This is a genomic window from Micromonospora sp. DT233 (genome assembly GCF_049841815.1).
Lineage (GTDB): Bacteria > Actinomycetota > Actinomycetes > Mycobacteriales > Micromonosporaceae > Micromonospora.
The window spans coordinates 11,611-32,620 of record NZ_JBNCLB010000008.1 but is presented as its reverse complement, the minus strand read 5'-3'; the positions used below and the strand labels follow the sequence as shown (position 1 = coordinate 32,620).

Sequence of the window (21,010 nt, the reverse complement as noted above, 5' to 3'; positions counted from 1 at the left end):
GCCGGCCCCTACTGCTCGGTCGGACGCAGCGCGGCGGCGGTCTGGGTGTCGAAGTCGGAGACCATCTTGCCGATCGCGCTGGAGAGCCCACCCCATTCGCCGATGTTGTTCATCAACTCCAGCAGGCTGGTCTTCCACTCGTCGCGGAAATCGGAAATCGCCCCCTGGATGTCGGCATGATCGTCGGCCAACCCGGCGCAGTCGGATGCCCCCCGATGATCGCTTTCCAATTGATCTGCGAGGGTGGTCAGGTTTCCGCCTAGGCTCACCAGCGTCGCGTAAGGATACTGAACGTAGGTCATCCCGCCTCCCCGTCGTCGCGCAACAAGGCTAGCAATCAACGTCTATGTGGGAGGACCGGATGACCGAGTACCGACAGATCGGGCGGACGCTGGCGCGGGCCCTCGATCCCCGGCTCACCGCGCTGGCGCGGGCCGAGCGGCAGCGCGCCGAGCTCCTCTCCGCCCGGCTCCGGCCGGGGGCGATCGCCGTGGTCGGGCCGGGTGCGGGCACCGGGCGTTCGACGGTCGCGGCCCTGCTGACCTCGGCGTTTGCCCGGCACCAGGGCGCCGGGGTGCTGGCCGTGGACACCGGCCAGGGAGGTGGCCTGCATGCCCGGCTGGCGATCCGGCCGGGCGGCTCCCTCCAGGTGGTGCTGGCCGGTCTCGGTCTGCGGGATTCGGCCGCCGGCCGCCGGCCGGCGGTGGGCCACCGGTGGCTGCGGGAGCAGCTGGCGCTGGCCGAGCGGGCGATGGTGCTGGCCGCCGCCCCGGGCGACGCCGACCCGCCGGTCGGTGCGGCCGAGTACGGCGTCGTGGCGACCACCCTCAGCCGGTGGTTCCCGCTGCGGGTCGTCGACACCCCGGCGCTGACCGAGGACCCGGTGGTGCCGGCGGTGCTGACCCGGGCCGACCGGGTGGTGCTGGTCGCGTCGGACGACGCTCGCGGCCCGGAGTCGCTGGCGGGCTGCCGGTCCTGGATCTCGCCGCTGCTGCGGGAGCCGCTGCGCCGGATCGGCGTGCAGGTGCTGGTCCGTCGGGAGCCCGGGCCGGGTGTCACCGCGGCCCCGAGACCGCCGACGGTGCCCGCCGAGATCGCGACCCACGTGCTGCCGTTCGACCCGGCGCTGCGGGGCGGCGGCGCGCTGCGCTGGCCCGACCTCGCCCCCGACACCCGGGAGATCGTTCTGGAGATGGCCGCTCAGATTGTGCGAGATATGCGACTCAAGTAGTGGCGCTAGTTCGTTCCCCGTCTATGTTCGGGTGACTGCGGGTCGAACTAGCGGGAGGCTTCGATGGGTACGAAGTTTTCGATCACCGACAATGCGGTCAACCAACACTCGTCGAACCTGGACACCTCGGTGGCCGCCCTGAACGCTCAGGCGCGCTCATTCATCAGCGCGATCGAGCCGCTGCCCGCCGTCTGGAAGGGCTCGGCCTTCCAGAGTTGGGACCAGCTCACCCAGCGCTGGAACACGGCCATGGCCGACCTGAACAAGGCGTTGACCGACATCAAGAGCCGGGTCGGCTCCGCCGGCCAGCTCTACGACACCTACCACTCGGAGCAGACCAGCCAGTTGCAGTCGACGATGGGGTCGGCGAACTGGGATGGCGCCAAGTTCCGGGGCTGACGGGGAGGCACGGGACATGGCTGACGTCTTCAGTTACGACGAGTCGACCGCCGGATCGGCGCAGGGCGACATCGCCTCGGTCGCCAACGGGGTCCAGGCGAGCCTGGACGATCTGACCAACTTCGTCACCCGGGTCAAGGCCAACTGGGAGGGCGACGAGATGGAGATCTACAACGGGATCCAGACCCAATGGAACACCGCAGCGGAGACCGTCAAGCAGATCCTCGACTCGGTGAAGTCCGCCCTCGGGCAGACCACCACCTCGGTGCAGGAGATGCGCGGCCAGGTCCGCGGCACCCTGCAGGGCTGATCCCTTCTTCACCGGCAGCGCCCGGCCGCCGATCCGATGCGGGCGCGTCCATCGCAGCACGTGGTGCCGGGCGGGACGGCGAACGAGCGGCCTCCCCCCGGCACGAAGCTCAGTTGACGTAGCTGGCACACAGGCGTGGGCACGGGGAAGGTCCGGGCGAGATGGCTGATTTTCCGGCGCATCTGTTCAGGATGGAAGGCGACCCGTCGGCGATCCGCTCGTCGGCGACCAGATGGCACACCTTCGGGACGGCGGCGACGCAGGCCGCGAGCCAGATCACCGGGCTGGACACCAGCCAGTTCGTCGGCCCGGAGGGCGACCTGTTCCGGCAGGGGCTCAACGCGCAGATGCCCGACCATCTGCGGATCACCGGGGACGCGTTCGGCAAGGTGTCGACCAGCCTGACCACCTTCGGCGACCGGCTGGCCTCGTTGCAGGACCGGATGCGCCCGCTGGCGCAGCGCGCCCCGGGCCTCTGGGCGGCGTTGCAGGGCGCCCGAGGGCGGGCCGATCGCGCCGAGCAGGCCGACCGGCGGCACGCGCAGGAGGTGGCCGACCGGCCCCCGAAGCCGCCGGACACCCCCACCGAGCCGGACCCCTACCGCTCGGACAGCGGGCCGGCCGGCGCGGCGCTGTCGCAGGCGCAGCGGGACTGGGACGAGTGCGTCGGCCAGGCCAACGCGCTGCGCACCGAGCAGGCCACCGCCGTGCGGGACTGCGTGCGGGTGGTCAACGAGGCCAAGGGCTTGCGGTTCAAGGAGAACCCGAAGTGGTGGAACCTGAAGGGTCAGTTCACCAACTTCGTGCGGGACAACCAGGAACTGCTGCAGAAGCTCTCCGGCGCGCTGAAGATCGTCTCGCTGGTCGCCGGGCTGCTCTCGTTCATCCCGGTGCTGGCACCGATCATGGGGCCGATCGCCATCGCGGCCGGCGCCGCCGCCCTGCTCATCGACGCCTCGCTCTACGCCGCCACGGGCAAGGGCAGCCTGACCAACCTGCTGATCGACACGGTGCTCACCGTCGTGCCCATCGGTCGGCTCGCCATGCTCGGCAGACCCGTGGTGGCCCTGGCCAAGCGCGGGTTGCCGGCGCTCAGCCGGGGCTTCAACCGGGCGCGCTCGGCGATTCCGAGCCTGTCCCGGCCGAGCGTCCCCATGAACGCGCGCAGGTGCGTGAGGGACCCGATCGACGTGGCCAGCGGCGAGGTGGTGCTCGGCCAGACCGACGCCGAGCTGCCCGGCCTGCTCCCGGTCGTGCTGCACCGCAACCACCTGTCGTCGTACCGGGCGGGTCGGTGGTTCGGGCCGTCCTGGGCGTCCACCCTCGACCAGCGGGTCGAGATCGACGACGAGGGGATCTGCTTCGTCACCGAGGACGGGATGGTGCTGACCTACCCGTCGCCGCCGGCCGTCGGGGTGCCGGTGCTCCCCGAGACGGGCCCGCGCTGGCCGCTCACCTCGACCGCCGACGGCTGCCGCGTCGACCAGCCCGAGACCGGCCGGGCCCTGCACTTCCTCCAGGCCCCCGAAGAGCCCGAGCCGCCGGCCCCCGAAGAGCCCGAGCCGCCGGGGCAGGACGAGCCCGAGCCGCAGGAGCAGGGGAGGGCCGGGCCGCAGGACCAGGAGCAGGGCCAGGACCAGGCCGAGTCGCAGGGGCGGGACGAGTCCGTTCGGGTGCTGCCGCTGGGTGCCGTGACCGACCGCAACGGTCACCGCATCGACCTGCGGTGGCGCGCCGGCGACCTTACGGAGATCCGGCACAGCGGCGGCTACCGGATCGCGGTGGACACCCGGCACGGCCGGGTTGCGGCCCTGAGCCTGCTCGCCGCGGTGCCCTCCGGCGAGGCCTGGACCCTCGCCCGGTTCGGCTACGACGACGACGGCCACCTCGCCGAGGTGACCAACTCCTCGGGGCGTCCGCTGCGCTTCGGCTACGACGGCGACGGCCGGCTCACCCACTGGCGGGACCGCAACGAGCAGGAATACCGATACACCTACGACGAGCAGGGGCGGTGCGTGGCCGCCACCGGCTCCGGCGGTTTCCTGGCCGCGCGGTTGCAATACGACCCGGACGCCCGGCGGACCACGGTGGTCGACTCGTTCGGCCACGCCACCGCCTACGAGCTGAACGAACGCGGGCAGACACAACGAGTCACCGACCCGCTGGGCAACGTCACGGCCAGCACCTGGGATCGTTTCGACCGAAAACTGACAGAAACGGATGCACTCGGGCGAACCACTCGTTGGTCGTACGATGACGACGGCAACCTGGTCGAGATCACCCGCCCGGACGGGGCGCGGGCGACCGCCACGTACGACGACCGGCGGCAGCCGGTGCTCCTCACCGACGTCGACGGCGCGCGCTGGCGGCGCGAGTACGACGAGCGCGGCAACCTGACCATGGTCACCGACCCGACCGGCGCCACCACCCGCTACCGGTACGACGACGCCGGCCGCCTCGCCGAGGTGACCGACGCGCTCGGCAACACCCTGCGGGTGGCCACGGATCCGGCCGGGCTGCTCAGCCGGCTCACCGAGCCCACCGGCGCGGTGACCAGTTACCGCCGCGACCGGGCCGGGCGGATCACCGAACTCACCGACCCGGTCGGCGGCACCACCCGCCTGGGCTGGACCGTCGAGGGGCGACTCGCCTGGCGACGCGGCCCGGACGGGGTGAGCGAGGAGTGGACGTACGACCCGGAGGGGAACCTGGTCGCCCACACCGACCAGGTCGGGGCCACCACCGAGTTCGAGATCGGCCCCTTCGACCTGCCGGTGGCGCGCACCGGGCCGGACGGGGCCCGGCTGACCTTCGACTACGACACCGAGCTGCGCCTCACCACGGTCACCAACCCGCACGGGCTGACCTGGCGCTACGACTACGACCCGGCCGGGCGGCTGGTCGCCGAGACCGACTTCAACGGCCGCACCCGGACGTACGCCCACGACGCCGCCGGTCAGGTGGTGGCCCGCACCAACGGCGCCGGGCAGACCGCCGAGCTGCTCCGCGACCCGCTGGGCAACGTCGTGCAGAAGCGCACCGCCGAGGGCGTCACCACCTTCGGGTACGACCCGACGGGCCGGCTGCTGCACGCCGCCTCGCCCGAGGTCGACCTCCGCTTCGAGCGGGACCCGCTGGGCCGGGTGCTCGCCGAGATCCGCGACGGTCGGCCGGTCACCTCCTCCTACGACGCGATCGGCCGGCGGCTGCGTCGGCGTACCCCCTCGGGGGTGCAGAGCGACTGGGAGTACGACGCCGGGCACCGCCCGACGGCGCTGCGCACCGGCGGCGCGACGGTCAGCTTCGCCCACGACGCCGCCGGCCGGGAGACCCGGCGGGCGGTCGGCGGCGTCGCCCTGACCCAGAGCTGGGACGCCAACGACCGGCTGCTCTCCCAGACCGTCACCGCGAGCCCCGCCACCGGCGGTCCGGCCGGAGTGCCGGACCTGCTCGCCCACCGGGCCTACCGGTACCGCGCCGACGGCTACCTCATCGGCGTCGTCGACCAGCTCACCGGCGAGCGCCGCCTGGAGCTGGACCGGGCCGGCCGGATCACCGCCGTGCGGGCCGCCGACTGGACCGAGCGGTACGCCTACGACGAGGCCGGCAACCTGACCGACTCCACCTGGCCCGGTGCCACGGATGGGGACGCCGACGGTGGCGGGGCCCGGGGTGGTCGGGAGTACACCGGCACCCTGATTCGCCGCGCCGGGGACGTGCGCTACGAGCACGACGACGCCGGCCGGGTCGTCCTGAGGCAGGTCAAGCAGCGCTCGACCAAGCCCCTGACCTGGCGCTACACCTGGGACAGCGAGGACCGGCTGGTCGCGGTCACCACCCCGGACGGCACCCGCTGGCGCTACCGCTACGACGCGCTCGGCCGCCGGGTCGCCAAGCAGCGCCTCGACGCCGATGGCGGCGTGGCCGAGCAGGTCGACTTCGCCTGGGACGGCCCGCGCCTGATCGAGCAGACCCGCCGGGGCGAGGCCGGGGGGCGCACCAGCACCTGGGAGTACGCCCCGGACACCTTCACCCCGATCGGCCAGACCGACGCACCGGCCGACCAGGACGAGGTGGACCGCCGCTTCTACGCGATCGTGACCGACCTGGTCGGCACGCCCACCGACCTGGTCAGCCCGGACGGCGAGGTCGTCTGGCAGCAGCGGACCACCATCTGGGGGATTCCGACGCACATCAGTGCCGCCGGGGTCGACTGCCCGCTGCGCTTTCCCGGCCAGATCCACGACCCGGAGACCGGCGCCTCGTACAACTACCACCGGTACTTCGATCCGGAGATCGGGCGGTACTTCTCGACCGATCCGCTCGGCCTCGACGCGGGGCCGAACCCGCATGCCTACGTCAGCAACCCGAGCGACGAGACGGATCCCTTCGGGCTGGCACCCGGAAACTGCAACCCGATCACTCGCGACCAGTCCGACGACATCGCGAAGTACCTGGGCTACACCAAGACCAATAAGCGCTCGGCGGGCGGGGCGCCCATCTGGGAGAACAAGAAGGCACCCTCCGGGGAGCCGCGCTACATCACCTGGGACCGGACTGGGCACAAGGGCGGTATCTACAAGGGTGCCAACTTCCGCAATCCCTTCCAATCGACAAAGGACTCCGCCCGCGACGGCACCTACGACCTAAACGTGTTGCCGAACGGTGACGTGTTAGGGCTCAAGTGGGTGGCAAAATGATCGCCGAACTGGTGCTCAGCCCGCAAGACGAGGCCGTGCGGAGCGGGCTTTCCGACGCGCCGGGGTGGGCTGCCTTCGTCACCGAGCTGGAAGGCGCGCTGCGGGAAGCCATGGCGGCGAACAGAGTCGACTCTCTGGAGATCGACGAGTTGTTCGTGAGTCGACCCCTGCCCGAACGGTATTCGGGCCTGCGGAACGGCGTCCGGGTCGACCAGGATCAGGCAGTCGACCTCATTGTCCGCATGGTCGGCGGTGACGGGCCCTACTGTCGGCTGTCGAGCGCCGACGGGTTCCGTGTCGACGCGGGATGGGACGGTGCCACGCACCTGTCCATGACGCAGGAGGCGGCCGAGCGCCTGACCGATCTCTCGCGGGAGAACGTCCAGGTGCAGTGGCGTCGGGTGCGGCCGGACGCACCCGACGGATTGCGTACGGTGCGGGCCGCTGCTGACGAGAGGTTCTGGAACGCGCTGCGGTCGGCGGCGGCGCAGGAGGAACTGACGCTGCTGTGTGAGCGTTGGGCGCACGGCACCCATGGCAGCAGATGGTTCAGGGTGAGTCCGGAAATTGTTCCGCAGGTGGCTGGGGCCGTTCGGCCCAGGTCTCTCCTCTCGGTAGTCGTAAATCCGGATCTGCGGCTCAAGGTCGAGATATTGGACGACGGGTTCACGGCATTCAAGCCCCCGCTGCAGCCAGGCGAATTGGTTTCCTGCTCCTATTCCGGCGGCGCGGACAGCCTCGATGAGGTGACGAGTCAGGGGTATTCGATGATGCTCGGCGACTCGCTGCTCACCCGATGGCGTGCCGTGGTGCCCGATGCCGATGGTGAGGTGCGGGGCGCCTGGGAGGATCTGGGCGAGGGCTGAGGTTGCGCATCCATTCCCTGAGCGCTGCCGAAGTGGCTGCTGTTTTGGTCTTCGGTCTTCTGCTACGGTCGATGTCATGTCGCTTCCGCCTGCGGCGAGTCACGATTCCACTGAAGATGCCGATCAGGGGATCCCGGCGGTCCGAGAGCAACGCGGGCTTGGTCGAAAGGACATCGTCTGGGCGGGCGCGCGGTCGGTGGACACCGCCGCCGCCGACACCGTGGCCGACGTCGCCCTCTACGGCCCGGACGAGATCGCCGAACGCAACCGTACGCACGAGGTTCCCCAGTACGCGCCGGAGCTGCTGCTGATCGGCGACGACGGTGGCGGTCGCGGCTTCTTCGTGGCGCGCGACGACCGAGCGTGCTGGCGGACGGTTTCCGCGCGCTGCTCTCCGCCGAGGACGATACGGACGCTGCCTTCCCGATCGAGCCGATCGACGTGCTGATCACCCACCGCCCCGGCGTCAAGGCGTCTCACCGACGTCCGCTACGCCAAGTACGCCGACGCCATCAGCCGGATCAACCTGACCTACCGGTGCCTGGCCGTCCGCCCGCACGCCGCCGCATAGGGCCCGTTCCGGCCACCTTTCCCAAGCGGACATCGGTCGTTGATCCGTCTGATCCGAGTCGGCCACCAATCGACCGAACCCGATAGGGTCGGTGGCATGTCGTCTCCGGGTTCCGGCCCCGAACCGCCACCAGCCGACGTCATCGCTCGACCGGCGAGCCGGCGCAGGAGGATCATCTTCGTCGCTGTCGTGGCGGTCGCCCTGCTGGCGACGACGGGCCTCGGAGCCGGCCTCTACCTGAAGTCCGTGGAGTCCGACGTCGGCCGGGTGGACGCGTTCACCGGGGTGCCGGCGCAGGCCCGGCCGCCGAAGGCCCCCGAGGCGAAGGGCGCCCGCAACCTGCTCATCCTCGGCTCCGACTCCCGCGACCCGGAGAACACCGGCGGCTCGCGCAGCGACACGATCATCCTGGCCCACCTCCCCAGGGGTGGCGCCAGCGCGCAGCTCGTCTCCATCCCCCGCGACACCTGGGTGCACGTGCCCGCCGCCAAGGACGGCCAGCACGGCAACCGGAGCGCGAAGATCAACGCCGCGTTCGCCTGGGGTGGGGTGCCGCTGCTGGTGCAGACCGTGGAGAAGTTCACCGACGTGCGGATCGACCACGTGGTGATGGTGGACTTCGCCGGCTTCAAGGAGATCGTCGACGCCCTCGACGGTGTGGAGATCGACGTCGAGCGGGGCTTCACCTCCACCCACTCGCTCAACCCCGACGGCCGCCGCGAGTTCGCCCGGGGCCGGCAGACCATGGACGGCGCCGCCGCCCTGGACTACGCCCGCGAGCGGTACGCCTTCCCCGACGGCGACTTCGCCCGGATCCGGCACCAGCAGCAGCTCATCCGGGCGGTGCTGGACAAGGCAGCCTCCGGCGGCCTGCTCACCCACCCGGCCCGGCTCGACGACTTCCTCCGGGCCACCGCCGACGCCGTGACCGTCGACCAGACCCTCTCCATCTTCGACCTGGCCACCGAGCTGCGGCACCTGCGCGGCGGCAACCTGACCTTCGCGACCAGCCCCAGTCGGGGCACCGGCATGATCGGCAGCGAGAGCGTGGTGCTGGCCGACCCGGCGAAGGCGCGCACGCTCTACACCGCGATCCGCCGCGACGCGGTTCCCGACATCCTCGCCGCCGCCAAGCCCAACCGATAGCCGGCCGGCGGCCCGCCTCCGCCCCCGCACCCGCCGGCTCCGTCCGGCCTCGCCGGCCGGGACGCCCCGCCCCACCGGGCCGGGCTGGTCAGCCGGCCCGGAACAGGGGCAGCGGGGTGCCCCGGTGACCGAGCAGCAACCGCTCCGGGTCCGCACCGAGCACCGAGTGCAGCACCGCGCCGAAGACGTCCCGGAAGTCCGTGGTCACCCTCAGGTCGCCCTGGTCCAGGTCGGTCAGGCTGGGCGGCTCGCCGTGCAGGCCGCCGGCCACCCGCGCCCCGGCCACCAGCACCGGCCCGGCGGTGCCGTGGTCGGTGCCGTCGGAGGCGTTGGCGCGTACCCGCCGGCCGAACTCGCTGTAGACGACCACCGCGACCCGGCGGCCGGCCTCGGTGCCGGCCATCCGGCCCACGAAGCCGGCCACCGCCGCGTCGAGCTGGCCCAGCAGCGCCTCCTGGGCGGCCCGCTCGGCGGCGTGCGTGTCGAAGCCGCCGAGGCTGACCGAGTAGACCCGGGTCGGCACCCCGGCCTCGACGCAGCGGGCGACCAGCGCGAGCTGCGCGCCGAGCGCACCGCCACCGCCGGTGCCGGTGGCGGTGACGGCCGGGGCGTCGGTCGGGCCGGCGGCCGGGGCCTCCGCCTGCCGGACCAGCCGGCCCATCTCCACCAGATCGGCGTACGCGGCGGCGGCCCGCGCCTGCATCGCCGGCTCCCCGGCCTGCGCCCGCCCGAGCGCCGTCACCACTCCGGGCCGCACCCAGTCGGGCAGCTCCAACCCCTGGTAGCTGACGCAGGCGCCGACCCGCGTGCGCCCCACCAGCAGCGGCGGCAGCACCGGCTCGAAGCTGACCGCCGCCTCGACCGGGGCACGGGTGTCGTCGAGCCACCGGCCCACCCAGCCGGTGTCGGCGGGGCCGTCCGGGGCCGCGGTCTGCCAGATGTCCATCGACCGGAAGTGGCTGCGGTCCGGCTTCGGGTAGCCGACCCCGTGCACCACGGCCAGCCGGCCGGCCGCCCAGAGCCCGTGCAGGCCGCGCAGCGCCGGGTGCAGCCCGTGGTCGCCGTCCAACCGCAGCACCCGCTCCGGCGGGTACGCCAGTTCGGGCCGGGCCGCCCGGTAGGCGGGGTCGGCGTACGGGATGACGGTGTTGAGCCCGTCGTTGCCGCCGTAGAGGGTGACCAGGACGACGGTGTCCACCGGCCGGTCGGCCGGGCGGCGCCCGGTGCGGGCGGCGTCGAGCAGGCGGGGCAGGGTGATCGCCCCCGCCCCGGCGGCGAGGGCGCCCCCGCCCAGCACGCCGGAGGCCAGCAGGAAGCGTCGACGGGTGAGCCGGTCCATCTCAGGTCACCTGGTATTCCGGGCTGACCAGCCCGAGGGTGAGCATCAGCCGGGAGTTGTCGGCGGCCCGCAGCACCTCGTACGTGCGGTCGGTCCAGGTCTCGACGCCGAGCAGGTGGGCCACCGCCTCCGGGGTCAACCGCTGCGGGCTGAGCTGGCTGGCGAGCTTGCCGGCCAGGGAGAGCTTCAACCGGGCGGCGGCCGAGGTCAGCCAGGACGCCCCGGCCGGCCAGCCGCCCACGCTGGGCGGGGCGAAGGGGCGCTGCCCGAGGCCACCGAGCCCGTCGAGCAGCCCGGTGAGGGTCTCCGCCGGCAGGGCGGCCGGGCGCAGGCCGAGTTGCCGCAGCGCGCCGACCAGCCACTCGACCGGCTGCTTGACCATGGTGGACCGGGTGGCGGGGAACGCCTCGTCGGCCAGCAGCGCCCGCAGCATCCGCAGCGGCTCGGGGAAGGCGGCGACCATCGCCTCGCGGGTCCGCTCGGGGATCGGCTGGCTGTCGGAGCCGTAACGGTGCCAGAGCCTGGCGGCCACGAAGCGGGGGCACGCCGGCTGCGCCAGCACCACATCGACCAGGCTCTCGGCGGTGAAGCGCCCGGTCACCCCGAGGATGGTTGACACGCCGCCGTCGTGTCGGCGGGGGTCGAAGGCCAGCCGCCGCGCCCCGAGGTCGACCCGCCACCCGGTCAGCGCCCGGCCGGCCTGCTGCACGTCGGCCTCGGCGTAGCGCCCGAGGCCGAGGGTGAAGAGTTCGAGGAATTCCCGGGCGAGGTTCTCGTTCGGCGCTTCCCGAGTGTTCAGATGACCGTCCAACCAGTACACCAGGGCCGGGTCGACGATCATTCGGTGCGCCATCTCGCGGAAGTTGTGGGATTCCCGCAAAGTGCGATGCTGGGCCAGCATCAATTGCGGGCTCTTGACCTTGACGATCGAGGTGGCCCAGTGACCGTGCCAGAAGAAGAGCAGTTTCTCCACCGCCTGGTGATCGGCGACGGTCATCCGGTCCAACCACCACCGGCCGAGGGTGACCGCCTGCGCCCGCCGAAGCCCGTCGGCGGTGACCCGCTGCGCCGGGGTCGGCTCGGGCCTGCCCGCGTACGGGTCGGGGCCGAGCCGGGGCAGGGGCGCGCGGGTGGCGCCGATGTCCGGCCCGGCGGGGGCGGTCAGCGCCGCCAGGGTGGCGGTGAACCCGGCCCGCCGCGCCGCCCCCAACTCGTCGGCGGTCGGGCCGAACCCGGCCCGGCGCAGCAGCAGCGCCACGTCGTCGGTCATGGCGACCCCATACCATTTCTGACAGTCGTCGCCATCGAGTTTGGACGATCGATATTGCCAGGTGGATTCGATGTCCGATTGCCGACTGCGATCGTCGCGGCGATGCGTTCCGTTCGACGACTTCGCTACCATCGGCGTCCGGATGGCATCGGCGGTCGTCACACGCTGCGGGGGTGCGAGGTGGTGATGGACCAGCGTGTCCCGCCGGTGACGCCCCCGTGGGCCGGCCGCTCGGTCGCGCTGGTGCACGAGTGGTTCACCGCCACCGGCGGGGCCGAACAGGTCTTCCGGCACCTCACCGAGGTCTTCCCCGCCGCCGAGCGCTTCGCCCTCTGGAGCGACGACGACGCCGACCCGCCCCGGCTGCGGGTGTCCTGGCTGGCCCGGACCCCGCTGCGCGGCAACAAGGCCGCCGCCCTGCCGTTCATGCCGCTGGTCTGGCGGACCCTCACCCGGGAACGGTTCGACGTGGTGATCTCCTCCAGCCACGCCTTCGCGCACACCGTCCGGCTCGGCCGGCCCGAACGCACCCGGCACCTCAGCTACGTGCACGCCCCCGCCCGCTACCTGTGGAACCCGGCGGTCGACGACCGCGCGGCCGGCCCGCTGCTGGCCGGGCCCCGCCGGGTGCTGCGGGCGCTCGACGTCGGGCTCAGCCAGCACGTGCACAGCTACGCGGCCAACTCCATCGAGGTGCGCGACCGGATCCGGCGGCACTGGCGACGCGACGCCTGGGTGATCAACCCACCCGTCGACGTCGACTTCTTCGCCGCCGCGCCGGCCGCCGACCGGACCGCCCCGCGCGACTACCTGCTCGGCGTCGGGCGCTGGGTGCCGTACAAGAACTTCGACCTGATCATCGCGATCGCCGAGGCGGCCGGCCTGCCCCTGGTCATCGCCGGCTGCGGGCCGGAGGAGGCCCGGCTGCGTCGCCTGGCCCGGCAGGCCCGCGTGCCGGTCACCATCGAGCTGCGGCCGGACCGGGCGCGGCTGCGGCAGCTCTACTGGGGCGCCCGCGCCCTGCTCTTCCCCGTCCACGAGGACTTCGGCATCGTCCCGGTCGAGGCGCAGGCCTGCCGCACCCCCGTGCTCGGGCTGCGCCGCGGCGGCCTGCTGGAGACGGTCGTCGACGCCGAGACCGGCGTCCTGGTCGACTCGGCGGACCCCCGCGACTACGCGGCGGCGATCGGCCGGCTCGACGAGCTGGACCGGGCCCGGCTGCCCGCGCAGGCGGCCCGCTTCTCCGCGCAGACCTTCGCCCGCCGGGTCACCGAGTGGGTCACCCATGAGTGCGGCTGAACCGATGCGGGTGCTGCACGTCACCCACACCGCGCAGCCCGGCGGGGCCGAGCTGGCCCTGGCCCGGCTGCTCGGCCAGCGCCGGCCCTGGCGGGCCGCCCTGTTGGGCCCGGCCACCGGCGTCGCCTTCGACCGGCTCCCCGCCCACGAGGTGCCGCAGGCCCGGGACCTGCCGACCCTGCCCACCGGCGGCACCCGAAGCGGGTCGCCGCTGCTGGCCGCCCGCTACCTGACGGCGCTGCGGGACGGGGCCCGGGTGCTGCGGCGCAGCCCGCTGTTCCAGCAGGCCGACCTGGTGCACGCCAACACCGCCGCCGCCGCGATCATCTGCGCCCTCGCCGACCGGGCCCGCCGCCGCCCCCTCGTGGTGCATTTGCGCGGCCCGCTGACCGTGGAGAGCCTGGGCCGGATCGGGCTGCCCGCGTTCCGTGGGCTGGCCGTTCCCCGCGCCGACGGGCTCATCGCCAACTCCGGCTTCACCCTCGCCAGCGTCGCGCAGGGCCCCCGCTTCCCGACCCACCGGGCGGTGCTGCAGAGCCCCAGCGGGATCGCCGAGCGGGTGCGCCACCCCGAGGTCGCCCCGCAGGTGCGGGCCGTCGGCATGGTCGGCCGGTTGCAGCACTGGAAGGGCCAGCACGTCTTCCTCCGCGCCTTCGCCACCGCCCTGCGCGGGACGGGCGTGCGGGCGTACCTCTGCGGTGCCCCGCTCTTCGGCGAGGCCGTCTACGAGACGCGGCTGCGGCAGCTCGCCGCCGAGCTGGGCATCGGCGCGCAGGTCACGTTCCTCGGGCACGTCGACGACGTCACCGGCTTCCTCGACTCGATCGACGTCCTGGTGCACGCCTCGCTCGGGCCCGAACCGCTGGGCCAGACGGTGCTGCAGGGGCTGGCCCGGGCCCGACCCGTGGTGGCCACCGCCGGCGGTGGGCCGGGGGAGTGGATCCGCTCCGGGGTCAACGGCGTCCTCGTCCCACCGGGCGACGCCGACGCGCTGGCCGCGGTGCTGCGTGCCCTCGTCGCCTCGCCGCGGCTGCGGGGCGACCTGGCGGCCGGGGCCGCCCGCACCCCCGGCCTGCTCACCGACGCCGAATGCGCCCGGCAGCACGGCGAGTTCTTCGAGACCGTCCGCCGCGCCCACCGCCCGACCCCGGCCCGGAGCGCCGGGTGAACGCGACGGCGCTGCGGATCGGGTACGTCCTGGCCCACCCACCCGGGCTCACCGAGACCTTCATCCCCGCCGAGATCCGGGCCGTACGGGCGGCCGGCGCGACGGTCGAGGTCTTCGTGGCCGCCCCGGACGGCAACCGGGGCGCCGCGCCGGGCCGCGCCACCGCCGGGCTGCTGCGCCGCCCCGCCGACCTCGCCGGCCTCCCCGCCGACCTGCGGCTGCTCGGGCTGCCGTCGCGGGCCACCGGCTGGCCGTCTCTGGCCCGCGCGCTGCTGGCCAGCGCCGCCGCCGGGGCGCTCGCCGGGCGGGTCGCGCGCTTCGACCCGGACGTCCTGCACGCCCACTTCGTCAACCTGCCCACCTCCGTGGCCCTGCTGCTCGGGCGGCGGCTCGGGCGGCCGGTGACGGCCACCGCGCACGCCGCCGACTTCCTGCTCGACGCGGACCCGACCGCCCTGCGCCACCGGCTGCGCCGGCTGCGGCACCTCTTCGTCGTCTCGGCGGCGACCGCCGACCAGCTCGCGGCCCGGGGCGTGCCCATGTCGCAGGTCCCGCACCGCATCGTCCGGGCCGCCCTCGACGCCCGGCTCCTGGTCGCCGGCCCGCCGGAGGGCCGGCTCCTGGATGCCCCGCCGCCGGATGCCCGGCCGCTGGCGACCGCGCTCCCCGGGGGCCGGCCCCCGGCCGCCCCGCACGCCCCGACGAGGATCGTCACCGTCGCCCGGCTGATCCCCAAGAAGGGGGTAGCGACCGCCGTCGACGCGGTGGCCCGGCTCGTCGCCGACGGCCACCGCATCCGGTACGACGTCTACGGCGACGGGCCGCTGCGCGCCGCCCTGCGCCGCCAGGTCGCCTCGGCCGGCCTCACCGACGTCGTGACGCTGCACGGGGCGGTGCCGCACCCGGTGGCGACGGCCGCGCTGGCCGGCGCGGACGTCGCCGTCCTGCCCTGCCGGCCCGCCCCGGACGGCGACCTCGACGGCATCCCGGTCTTCCTGATGGAGGCGGCCAGCCAGGGCGTGCCCGTGGTCACCACCGCCGTTTCCGGCATCGCCGAACTGGTCGACGCGGACAGCGGCTGGCTGGTGCCCCCCGGCGACCCGGTCGCCCTCGCCGCCGCGCTCCGCGCGGTGGCCGTCGACCCGGCGACGGCCCGCCGCCGGGCCCGGTCGCTGCTGGCCCGGCTCCGCGCGGAGTTCGCCCCGGCGGTGCAGGCCGACCGGCTGCTCTCGGTCTGGCGGGACCTGGCCGCGACCGCCCCCGCCCGGCCCGCCGCGCCCGGCGGAGGTGGCGCCCGGTGACCCTCACCGTCGTCTCGTCGTACTTCCCGCTCCCGCCCGACCGGGGCGACCCCGTCCGGGTGTCGATGATGCTGCGGGCGCTGGCCCGCCTGCCGGGCTGCACCCTGCTGGCGGTCCGCCGCCCCGACACCACGGCGGACCAGGTGGAACAGCTACGCCGGATGCTCGCCCCGATGCCGGTCCACACCTTCGCGGCCACCCCCTTCCGGTACGACCGCCTCGGCCCGCCCGGCCGGTACGCGCAGTCCCTCGCGCGCGGCCTGCCGCCCTGGATCAGGAGCCGCTACAGCGCCGAGCTGCACCACGAGCTGCGCCGCCGCGACGGCGCGGGGCTGGCCCTCGGCGAGGCGGCCGGGGCCTACTTCCCGACAACCGGGCTGCGCTGGCACTGGGACAAGGCCAACGTCCTCGCCGCCAGCGCCCGGCAGGAGATCGCGGCGGCGCGCGACCCCGTGCACCGGCTGCGCGCCCGATACCTGACCACCGTCTCGACCCGCTTCGAGCGGCGGGCGCTGGCCCGCTGCGCCACCGTGTCGGTGACCAGCGCCGACGAGGCCGACCGGCTGCGCCGCCACCACGGCCGCAGCGCCACCTTCGTGCTGCCCAGCTGCGTGCCCCTGCCCGCCGACCACCGGCCCCGACCGAGGCAGCGGGAGCTGGTCTGGCTGGGCAGCTTCGCGTACGAGCCGAACCTGAGCGGGCTGCGGCGCTTCCTGGCGCAGGGCTGGCCGCCGCTGGCCCGGGGCGGGTTCACGCTGAGCCTGATCGGTTCGGGGCTGACCGTGCCGCTGCGCGCCGAGCTCGGCCGCCACCGGGGCGTGCTGGTGCGCGGCTACGTCGAGGACCTGCGCCCGGCGCTGGCCGGGGCCCGCGCCGGGGTGGTGCCGCTGTTCAGCGGCGCCGGGGTCAAGCTCAAGACCCTCACCCTGCTGGCCCACGCGGTGCCGGTCTTCACCACGCCGGTGGGCGCGGAGGGCATCCCGGTCAGCCCCGCCGTCCGCGTCGCCCCGGACCCGGCCGCGCTGACCGGGCAGCTCCTCGCCGCCACCCCGGCCGACCTGGACGCGATGGCCGGGGAGGCGACGCGGCTGGTGCGGCGGGAGTTCTCCGAGGCCCGCTTCGCCGAGCGCCTGCTGGCCGCGCTCGACGCCGCAGCCCGCCCCGCTTCCGAGGCCGCCGGTCCCGCTCCCGAGGCCGCCGGCCGCGCCGGACCGCCCGGGTGATGGCCGCCAACCGGCTGGTCGCCGCCAGCGCGGCGAACCTGCTCATCCCCGTCAGCGGGCTGCTGGTCAGCCCGTTCCTCTCCCGCGAGCTCGGGCCGGAGGGGCGCGGCCTCTACGCCGCGCTCACCCTGCCGATCGTGGTCTGCGGCTGGCTGGGCACCTACGGCCTGCAGGACGCGCTGGCCTTCCACGTACGCCGCCGCCGGCTGTCCCGGCCGGACGCCGCCCGGGTCAGCCTGCTGGCCGCCGTGCCCCTCGGTCTGGTCGCCGTGCTGCTGCTGGCCGCGCTGGGTCTGCTGGTCTTCGACCGGGCCGGCGACCAGCGCCAGCAGTTCGTGGCGCTGACGCTGCTGGCGCCGCTGCACCTGGTGGGGAACCTGGTCATCGGGGCGCTCACCGGGGCCGGGGACATCGGCGGGGTCAACCTGATGAAGGTCCTGCCGGCGGCGCTGCGGACGACGCTGATGGTCGTCGCCTGCGTGGCGTTCGACCTGAGCGCCTTCTGGGCCGCCCTGCTCTTCCTGACCTCGACGGCCAGCGGGGTCCTCGTCGGCCTGCCCCGCCTGCGCCGCCGCGCCGCCCCGGGAGGCCCCGGCGCAGCGGCCGATCGCGCCGAGCGGGGCGACCCCGACGGCCCGGCCGACCGGGCCGCAGCGCTCGACCCGGCCGGGCCGATTCCCGTCCGGTCCCTGCTCCGGTACTCGCTCGCCTGCCTGCCGGGGGTGCTCGCGGCGACCGCCAGCGCCCGGCTCGACCAGGTCGTCGGCCTGCCGCTGCTCGGCGCGCGCGAACTGGGCTTCTACGCGGTGGCGGTCAGCGTGGCGGAACTGCCGACCGTGGTGGCCACCGCCGCCCGCACCGTACTGCTGGGCGGGGCGGCCGACGACGACCCCGCGTCGGCGCTGCGGGTGGCCCGGGTGGCCGTGCCGGCGGCGGCGCTCGGCTGCGCCCTGCTCGCCGCCAGCGCGGGCCTGCTGGTGCCCCGCTTCTTCGGCGCCGACTTCGCCCCCGCCACGCTGCCCACCGTCATCCTCTGCGCCGGCACCGTCGTCTTCACCTGCGGGCAGGTCTACAGCGCCCTGCTGCTCGCCCACGACGAGGCGGCCCGGTCGTCGGCCGCCCTGGTCGCCGGCTCGCTCACCGGCGTACTCCTGCTCGTCGTGCTGGCCCCGCGCGGCGCGGTCGGCGCGGCCCTGGCCAGCCTGATCGGCTACGCGGTGACCGCCGGGATCGCGGCCCGGTCGGTCCGCCGGCTGCCGGCGGTGCCGTCGTTGCGCGCGGTGACCGTGCCGTACGCCGCGGATCTGCGGGCCCTGCCCGCCTGGTTGGCCGGGGCCCGGCGGGGCGACCCTCCCGGCGGGGACGACGCCGCCGGCTCCCCGGCGGCCGGCACGAGCGGGGCACGCCGATGACGGCCCGGTCGCCGTACCGGCCGATGGGCGCGTGGCGGGGCCGGCCGATGGGCACGTGGCGACGGTCCGTCAGCCGGTGCCGACCGGGCTCCACCGGCGCGGGCCGGGTCGGCACCGTCGGCGTGGGGGTGCTGCTGGTCCTCGCCTGGGTCAGGGTGACCGGCCCGCAGCTCGTCGACGTCCTGCACGACGGGCGACCGGCGTTCAACTCCCCGGTGGAGTCGATGCCCGCCACCGGCCGGCTCCTCGGCGACGCCGTCACCGCCGCGTTCCTCGGCCTGGCCGTCCTGCTCACCGGGTACGGGCTGTGGCGGCGCCGCCCGGACCGACTGCCGGCCCTCGCCCTGGTCCTCGCCCCGCTGGCGACCATCCACCTCGCCGGGCTGATCGCCGGGGAACGCCCCGGCCCGGTGGCCCTGGCCCTCCCCGCCGCCGCCGTCGCCAGCTGGGTGCTCCGCCCCGGCCCGTCGGTCCTGGCCACGATCGGTGCGCTCGGGGCGGTTACCGCCGCCGGGTCGATCCTGCTGGCGGCCCTGCGGCCCGACCTGGCGCTGCTCACCGGGGCCGACGCCGGCGCGAAGAGCGGGGCGATCGGCGGGCTGCTCACCGGCCCGTACCCGCACTCGAACGTGCTCGGGCTGATCCTCGCCCTCAGCCTGCCGTTCGTCTTCGGCCTGCGGCATCCGCCGACGCGTCGGGTCGCCCTGACGTCGATCCTGGTGGCGTTGCTCTGGACCGGGTCGCGGACCAGCCAACTGGCGGCCCTCGTGGTGCTGCTGAGCTGGGCGCTGCTCAGCTGGGGAGTGCTCCCTCGGGGGCTGCTCACGCGAGGGCGGCGCGGGCTGCTGATCGGGGAGCACGGCCGACCGCGCGGGCTGCTGATCGGGGTGCCGGTGGCGGCCGGGCTCGGCCTGACCGTAGCCAGCCCGCTGCTCACCACCGACCCGGCCAGCTTCACCGAGCGGGGGCGGATCTGGCGGGCGCTGCTGAGCCGCTGGGCGGAGCGACCCTTCACCGGCCACGGCCCCGGATACTTCGAGCGGCAGCCGGGGCTGGCCGAGGCGCTCGGCGGCCGGTACACCCACGGGCACAACCTGCTCGTGCACCTGCTGACCGTCGGTGGGCTGCTCACCGTGGCGCTCTTCGCGGTGCTGCTCGGCCTGGTCTGGCGGCGGGCGACGATCCTGGCCGGGGCCGGGGCCGGGGCCATGGCCGGGGCCGGGGCGATCACGGGGCCGCCGCGCTCCGGGTCCCCGGCCGTCGTCCCGGTGCTGTTCCTGGTCGCGCTGGCCTGGGTCTCCTGGCTGGAGGCCTCGCATGCGGCGGTCACCCTCGCCGGGCACCTGACCTGGCTGCCGCTCTGCCTGATCGCACGGGCGGGGCCACCAGACCCGCCCGATCCGGGCCCGCCGAGCGGGTCAGAAGACCAGGACGTCGCGTAGGTAGTTGGCGACCCGGCGAAGCTGGTTCGCGCCGGCCAGCGGCGCGGTCATCCGCAGCACCAACTGCTGGTCGACGTCGCCGTCGCCGCTGCGCCAGTAGGCGACCACCACCAGGCCGTACCGTCGCTCACCGTCGATGCTGAGGCTGCTGCTCTCGGCGTACGCCGACGAGGGCCCGCTGCGGACCCACTGCAACCCCCAGGCCTCCTCACCGAGCCGCATCGCGGTCTGGCGCGGGCCGTCGCACGGGGCCGGGCACTGCCGTACGACCAGCTCGCCACCCAGCGCCGTCCCACCGCCCGCCGGGACGCCGCACTGGTGCCGGCTGAGCCCCGCGGCCCGCTCGACGGAGGTGCACCGCCAGGTGGGCGGCACCTTGACCGGGAAGGACACCCCGTCCAGCTCGGTGAGGGTGAGGATCCGGTCCGTGGCGGTGAACCGCACCCACTGGGGCCACTCGCCCTTGGCCGGCGGCTCCAGGCCGGGGCTCAGCGGCGCGGCGGCGGAGGCCGGTGCCGGCAGCGACGACGGGCCGGCGGTGGGGGGCGGACCGGACGGGCCCGCGCCCGGGTCGAGGAGCGTGACCAGGCCCCCGCCGGCCACGAGGCCGAGCACGAGCCCGACGGCCAGCAGCGCCCACCGGCCGGCGCCGGGGCCCGTCGGGGCCGGGGCCGAGGTCGAGGGTGTGGGGCGCGCGGGATGCGGCGGGGTTCCGGCCGGCGAGGGCGTCGGGGTCTGCACCGGCAGCGGCGCCCATCCGGCGGGCGGCTGCGCAGGGAAGGTCGGCTGCGTACGGGGGGCCGGCGGCGCGGGTGCGGTCGGCGCAGGGGCACGCGGGGGCTCGGAGTGCGGCTGTGCGGGGGCGTTCGGTCGCCTCTGCTGCTCGTGTGGGCTTGGTTGCGCGTGCGGGCTTGGCCGCCCGTGCTGCTCGGGTGCGCCCGGCTGGTCACGCGGGCCGGGGCCGTCCGGGTCGTCGGCCGGGTCGGCAGGGACGGGCTGGTAGGTCATCCCGAGGGCGACGAACGTGCGTTCCGCCGCCTGGAGAAGCTCGCCGGGGTACGCGACCCACGGGGTGTCGGCGGAGAAGTCCGCGGCGAGGTAGAGCCGGCCGGCGGTCTCGGCATGGGCGATCGCGTTGGTGGTGGCCGCGAAGGCGTCCCGCCAGCGTGGCTCGCCGGCGATGCCCGCGTCGAGCACCGCCACCGCCAGCGGGCGCTCCTGATCGTCGACGGCGGACCAGATGCTTCCGATCTGGCAGACGCCGAGCTTCCGACGGAGTTGGTACGGAACAACCGGCTGCATGCGCGACCTCTTCCGCTCGCCCCCGTGATGA

17 protein-coding genes are annotated in these 21,010 nt (G+C 74.7%); 13 read left to right on the top strand and 4 right to left on the bottom strand.

The annotated features are described in order from the left end of the window. Positions 1 to 8 precede the first annotated feature (8 nt). Positions 9 to 302 carry a hypothetical protein gene (locus ACLQ2V_RS18530; protein WP_425719766.1) on the bottom strand — a complete coding sequence of 98 codons (294 nt, stop codon included), beginning with the start codon at positions 300 to 302 and terminating at the stop codon, positions 9 to 11. A gap of 59 nt (positions 303 to 361) precedes the next feature. Here ACLQ2V_RS18530 and ACLQ2V_RS18525 point away from each other — a divergent pair, with 59 nt between their 5' ends. From ACLQ2V_RS18525 to ACLQ2V_RS18495, 7 genes are all read left to right on the top strand, one after another. After that, entirely contained in the window at positions 362 to 1,231 is an 870-nt protein-coding gene (locus ACLQ2V_RS18525) for a hypothetical protein (RefSeq protein ID WP_425719765.1), read from the top strand. A 63-nt stretch (positions 1,232 to 1,294) separates the two neighbouring features. After that, positions 1,295 to 1,630, top strand: coding sequence for a WXG100 family type VII secretion target (locus ACLQ2V_RS18520; protein ID WP_425719764.1), 336 nt, complete (start codon positions 1,295 to 1,297; stop codon positions 1,628 to 1,630). 16 nt (positions 1,631 to 1,646) lie between these two features. Then, a complete protein-coding gene (locus ACLQ2V_RS18515) occupies positions 1,647 to 1,940 on the top strand; it encodes a WXG100 family type VII secretion target (protein ID WP_425719763.1) in 294 nt (97 codons plus the stop codon). A gap of 161 nt (positions 1,941 to 2,101) precedes the next feature. Next, positions 2,102 to 6,640 (top strand): toxin C-terminal domain-containing protein, encoded by a 4,539-nt coding sequence (locus tag ACLQ2V_RS18510; RefSeq protein ID WP_425719762.1) that lies wholly within the window; start codon positions 2,102 to 2,104, stop codon positions 6,638 to 6,640. Then, the gene (locus ACLQ2V_RS18505; RefSeq protein ID WP_425719761.1) at positions 6,637 to 7,506 is read left to right on the top strand and encodes a hypothetical protein; all 870 of its coding nucleotides are present in this window, start codon (positions 6,637 to 6,639) and stop codon (positions 7,504 to 7,506) included. The genes ACLQ2V_RS18510 and ACLQ2V_RS18505 overlap by 4 nt, the downstream gene beginning before the upstream one ends. Before the next feature lie 76 nt (positions 7,507 to 7,582). Further along, entirely contained in the window at positions 7,583 to 7,954 is a 372-nt protein-coding gene (locus ACLQ2V_RS18500) for a hypothetical protein (RefSeq protein WP_425719760.1), read from the top strand. A gap of 219 nt (positions 7,955 to 8,173) precedes the next feature. Continuing rightward, positions 8,174 to 9,223: an LCP family protein gene (locus ACLQ2V_RS18495; protein ID WP_425719759.1), complete on the top strand. Its 1,050-nt coding sequence runs from the start codon at positions 8,174 to 8,176 to the stop codon at positions 9,221 to 9,223. Positions 9,224 to 9,311: 88 nt separating this feature from the next. Here ACLQ2V_RS18495 and ACLQ2V_RS18490 read toward each other — a convergent pair whose 3' ends face one another. After that, the gene (locus ACLQ2V_RS18490; protein WP_425719758.1) at positions 9,312 to 10,562 is read right to left on the bottom strand and encodes a DUF1501 domain-containing protein; all 1,251 of its coding nucleotides are present in this window, start codon (positions 10,560 to 10,562) and stop codon (positions 9,312 to 9,314) included. A 1-nt stretch (position 10,563) separates the two neighbouring features. Next, on the bottom strand, positions 10,564 to 11,832 hold the full coding sequence (locus ACLQ2V_RS18485) for a DUF1800 domain-containing protein (protein ID WP_425719757.1): 1,269 nt from the start codon (positions 11,830 to 11,832) through the stop codon (positions 10,564 to 10,566). 186 nt (positions 11,833 to 12,018) lie between these two features. Here ACLQ2V_RS18485 and ACLQ2V_RS18480 point away from each other — a divergent pair, with 186 nt between their 5' ends. From ACLQ2V_RS18480 to ACLQ2V_RS18455, 6 genes are read left to right on the top strand one after another with little or no spacing between them, the layout of a single operon-like run. Further along, positions 12,019 to 13,131 carry a glycosyltransferase gene (locus ACLQ2V_RS18480; RefSeq protein ID WP_425719756.1) on the top strand — a complete coding sequence of 371 codons (1,113 nt, stop codon included), beginning with the start codon at positions 12,019 to 12,021 and terminating at the stop codon, positions 13,129 to 13,131. Beyond that, a complete protein-coding gene (locus ACLQ2V_RS18475; protein ID WP_425719755.1) occupies positions 13,118 to 14,299 on the top strand; it encodes a glycosyltransferase in 1,182 nt (393 codons plus the stop codon). Before ACLQ2V_RS18480 ends, ACLQ2V_RS18475 begins: the two co-directional genes overlap by 14 nt. Next, positions 14,296 to 15,600 (top strand): glycosyltransferase, encoded by a 1,305-nt coding sequence (locus ACLQ2V_RS18470; protein WP_425719754.1) that lies wholly within the window; start codon positions 14,296 to 14,298, stop codon positions 15,598 to 15,600. The genes ACLQ2V_RS18475 and ACLQ2V_RS18470 overlap by 4 nt, the downstream gene beginning before the upstream one ends. Next, the gene (locus ACLQ2V_RS18465) at positions 15,597 to 16,823 is read left to right on the top strand and encodes a glycosyltransferase family 4 protein (protein WP_425719753.1); all 1,227 of its coding nucleotides are present in this window, start codon (positions 15,597 to 15,599) and stop codon (positions 16,821 to 16,823) included. Before ACLQ2V_RS18470 ends, ACLQ2V_RS18465 begins: the two co-directional genes overlap by 4 nt. Then, positions 16,823 to 18,235, top strand: a complete 1,413-nt coding sequence (locus tag ACLQ2V_RS18460; protein WP_425719752.1) for a lipopolysaccharide biosynthesis protein — start codon at positions 16,823 to 16,825, stop codon at positions 18,233 to 18,235. The genes ACLQ2V_RS18465 and ACLQ2V_RS18460 overlap by 1 nt, the downstream gene beginning before the upstream one ends. Beyond that, on the top strand, positions 18,232 to 19,677 hold the full coding sequence (locus ACLQ2V_RS18455) for an O-antigen ligase family protein (protein WP_425719751.1): 1,446 nt from the start codon (positions 18,232 to 18,234) through the stop codon (positions 19,675 to 19,677). The genes ACLQ2V_RS18460 and ACLQ2V_RS18455 overlap by 4 nt, the downstream gene beginning before the upstream one ends. Here the strand turns inward: ACLQ2V_RS18455 and ACLQ2V_RS18450 are convergent. Next, positions 19,654 to 20,979: a hypothetical protein gene (locus ACLQ2V_RS18450; protein ID WP_425719750.1), complete on the bottom strand. Its 1,326-nt coding sequence runs from the start codon at positions 20,977 to 20,979 to the stop codon at positions 19,654 to 19,656. The two genes, ACLQ2V_RS18455 and ACLQ2V_RS18450, sit on opposite strands and share 24 nt — an antisense overlap. Positions 20,980 to 21,010 lie beyond the last annotated feature (31 nt).